The organism is Kitasatospora sp. NPDC059722, from assembly GCF_042733235.1.
GTDB lineage: Bacteria > Actinomycetota > Actinomycetes > Streptomycetales > Streptomycetaceae > Kitasatospora.
This window is the reverse complement of record NZ_JBHWGD010000236.1, coordinates 1-3,585: the sequence shown is the minus strand read 5'-3', so window position 1 is coordinate 3,585 and position 3,585 is coordinate 1. Positions and strand designations below refer to the sequence as shown.

Sequence of the window (3,585 nt, the reverse complement as noted above, 5' to 3'; positions counted from 1 at the left end):
GGCGACCACCGAGTGGGTCCTGACCGAGACCGAGCCGGCCGCCCCGACGGTCGGGGCCGATCCGGCCTCCACCCTCGTCCCGGCCCAGCTGCCGGCTTCCGCCGCCGACTTCACCGGGCGGTCCGCGGAGGCCGAGGCCCTGCGCGCCGCCCTGCGGGAGCCGGGCAGCGTGCCGGTGGCGGCCGTCGCGGGCATGGGCGGGGTCGGCAAGACCGCGCTCGCCGTGCACGTCGCCCACGGCCTGGCCGCCGAGTTCCCGGACGGCCAGCTCTACCTCGACCTGCACGGCGCCGACGGCCGCCCCACCCGCCCCGAGGAGGCCCTGGCCGCGTTCCTGCGCTCCTTCGGCGTCGTCGGCGACGCGATCCCGGCCGGCCTCGCCGAACGGTCCGCCCGCTACCGCTCGCTGCTCGCGGGCCGCCGCGTCCTCGTGCTGCTCGACAACGCGCGCGATGCCGAACAGGTCCGCCCGCTGCTGCCGGGCAGCGCCGGCTGCGCCGTCCTCGTCACCAGCCGCACCCGCCTCGGCGCCCTGCCCAACGCCCGTTTCACCGAACTCCCCGTGCTCCCGGCCGAGGACGCCGTCACCCTGCTCACCCGGGTGGTCGGCGCCGAACGGGTCGCCGCCGAGGAGCAGGCGGCCGGTGAACTCGTCCGGCTCTGCGGCCAGTTGCCGCTCGCCGTGCGGATCCTGGCGGCCCGGCTGGCCTGCCGCCCGAGCTGGACGATCGCCCGGCTGCTGGAGCAACTCACCGGCGACCGCTACCGGCTGGACGCGCTGCGCAGCGGCGACCTGGCCGTCGAGTCCTCGTTCCGCTTCGGCTACGACCAGCTGGACGACGAACAGGCCCGCGCCTTCCGGCTGCTGGCCGTCCCCGAGGTGCCCGACCTGTCGCCCGGGGCGGTCGCCGCGGTGCTGGACCTGCCCGAGCCGGACGCCGTCGAGCTCGCCGAGTCGCTGGTGGACTGCTCGATGCTGGAGAGCTTCGCCAGCCCCGACCACTACCGCTACCACGACCTGCTGCGGGCCTTCGCCCGGCGGGCCGGCCAGGGCGGCGACCCGGACGAGCTCCGGGCGGCACTGAGCCGCCTGGTGGACCACCACCACGCGCTGGTGACGGCGGCGCTCGGGGCGTCCTCCGCGCGGCGCGGCTTCGCGGTCGGCTCGTCCCCGGCCGTCGGCGCCCTGGTGAGCCAGTGCGCGAAGCTCCCCGGCCGCTCCGCCGACACCGCCCCCGCCCTCGGCCGGCTCGCCGAACTCCTGCTCGGCTGCTGCCTGTTGGCCGACTCCGGGCACGCCACCCGCCCGCTCGGCCACGCCGCCAACGCGCTCCTGCACGCGAGCGTCGAACAGGGTGACCGCGCCGCCGAGGCCCGCGCCCGGCTGGTCCTCGGCCGACTGCTGACCGAGGTCGGCTCGGTGCCCTCGGCCCTCGCCGAACTGCTCCGCGCCCGCGACCTGTGCACCGCCTTCGAACCGGCCCGCCCGCTGCTCGCCCTCGCCCACAGCTCGCTCGCCGCCTGCTTCCTCCAGGCCGGCCGCCCCGACGAGGCCGTGGCCGGCTTCTCGGCCGCCGCCTCCGCCTGGGACCGGGCCGGCGACCGCCGCTCCCTGGCCGCCGAACTCCTCAACCTGGCCGGCGCGTTCGCCCGCCAGGGCCGCCACGACGCGGCGAACCGGGTGATCGACCAGTCCCTCGTGATCAGCCACGAACTCGCCGACCGCGAGCTGGAGGCGCTCGCCCGCGACGCCCTCGGCACGATCGCCCACGACCGCGGCGACCTCGCCGAGGCCGCCGCCCACCGCCGCGCCGCCCTCGCCCTCACCGACCCCGCCGACCACCGCCGCACCGGCCGCCTCCTGCTGCGCCTCGCCGAGTCGCTGCGGGCTGCGGGGCGGTGGGACGACGCGGTGGGGACGGCGGGCGATGCCGTCGACGCGCTGACCCTGGACGGCGACCACCGCGGCCGGGGCCTGGCCCTGGCGGCCCTGGGCGACGCGCTGGCCGACAGCCGGACGGACCTGGCGCGGGCCCGCGCCTGCTGGGCGGAGGCGTACGGGATCCTGGCGCCGATCGGCTCCCCGGAGGCGGAGCGCCTGGTGCCGCTGCTGGGCGCCGACCACCCGGCGGGCCCGGCGCGCTCGCGCTGGCCGTCCTGGCTGCCGGGGTGAGCACGGTCTCACCACGCGGTCCCACCGCGACGAAGGCCGGGCCCTCGGGGAGGGCCCGGCCTTCGTCCGTTCGTCCGTTCGTCCGTTCGTCCGGTCAGGCGGCCGCGACCGCCCACACCTGGTCGGGGCCGCCCGTGCACTGGCTCACGACGGCGGGCACGTTCGGCCCCTTGGCCGTCAGGCAGGACTGGGTCCTCCCCGTGAGCGCGAGCAGGTAGCCGCCGGACGTCGGCATGAAGGACCAGACCTGGTTCACGCTGTACGTCGGCGAGGCCCATATCTGCGCCTGGGACGTCTCGTTGCTGGCGTCCAGGCGGCTCTGGTACTGGGTGGCGCCGTTGTTCAGGAAGTAGCCGCCGCCGTCCTGGCGGGTGACCAGCTGCCAGACGGAGGCGCGGCTGTTGTCGAGGGCCTGGATGACGGGGTTCTGGTTCTGGACTCCCGAGTCCTTGTCGGTCAGGGCGAGCCCGCGGTTGGTCAGCCGGACGTACGACGGGAGCCCGGTCGCCCCCTCCGACGGCGGCCGGACGGGCGGCTTGCCGGTGTTGGTGTCCGGGGGCGGCGGCGGGGGCGCGGCCGTGTACGGCGGCGGGTTGGGTGCCGTCGTGGGCTTGTCGGGTGGTGTCGACGGCTGGTAGCCGCCCTGGTTCCCACCCTGATCGCCCGTCTGGTAGCCCGGCGTGACCGGGCCCGGGGTGTACGCCGGGCCCGGGGCGACGGCACTGGGCGACGGCGCCGGGGCGGCCGGCCCGGGGGCCGACGGGCGCGCCGGAGCGTTCGATCCGGAGGGGACGTCAGGCGGGCTGCCCGCGCCGCCCGTACCGCCCGCACTTCCTGCCCCGCCCGCACTGCCCGCACCGCCCGGCGCACCCGCACCGCCCGGGCCGCCCGCCGGAACCGGGCCCACCGGGGCACCGGGAACGGACGGCAGGGGCGACCCCGAAGCCGTGGGCGCGCCCGGTGACGGCGTGCCCGTGCCGGTGGGCGTGCCGGAGACCGCCGCGAGCGGGACCACCGTCGGAACCGCGGGCGCGGTCGGCCCGCCGCCTGCCAGTGCGGCGTCGGCCGCGGCCCGGCCGGCGTCCCGTCCGAGCGTGGTGGCCGCGGCGGCGGTGATGGCCGAGCAGAGCGCGACCACGCCCGCCGCGATCAGCAGCCGGCGGCGCCCCCGCAGCGCCGCCCGCAGCCGCCCGGCGACCGGACGCGGTCCCGTCGAGCCGGCCGCGGCGACCACCGCCGGCCGTGCCGCCGTCCGGATGGCACTGCTCGACGGCGACACGGTCACCGTGGCCTCCACCACCTCCACCGGCTCGGGGGGGGGGGGGGGCCCGGGGGGCGCGGGGCGGGGGGGGGCCTGCCGCCCCCCCGCCCCGGGGGGCGTCGGCAAACCCCGGGGCCCCAGCCCCCCGGGC

Annotated in this window: 2 protein-coding genes; one reads left to right on the top strand and one right to left on the bottom strand. The window is 78.6% G+C overall.

Annotation, left to right across the window (positions count from 1 at the left end):
- Window positions 1-2,173: ATP-binding protein (locus ACFV4F_RS42835; RefSeq protein WP_380511357.1), on the top strand; the 2,173-nt coding region annotated here is incomplete at its 5' end.
- A gap of 94 nt (window positions 2,174-2,267) precedes the next feature.
- Here ACFV4F_RS42835 and ACFV4F_RS42830 read toward each other — a convergent pair.
- Complete coding sequence (locus tag ACFV4F_RS42830) at window positions 2,268-3,458, bottom strand: RICIN domain-containing protein (RefSeq protein WP_380511354.1); 1,191 nt, start codon at window positions 3,456-3,458, stop codon at window positions 2,268-2,270.
- Between the last annotated feature and the right edge of the window lie 127 nt (window positions 3,459-3,585).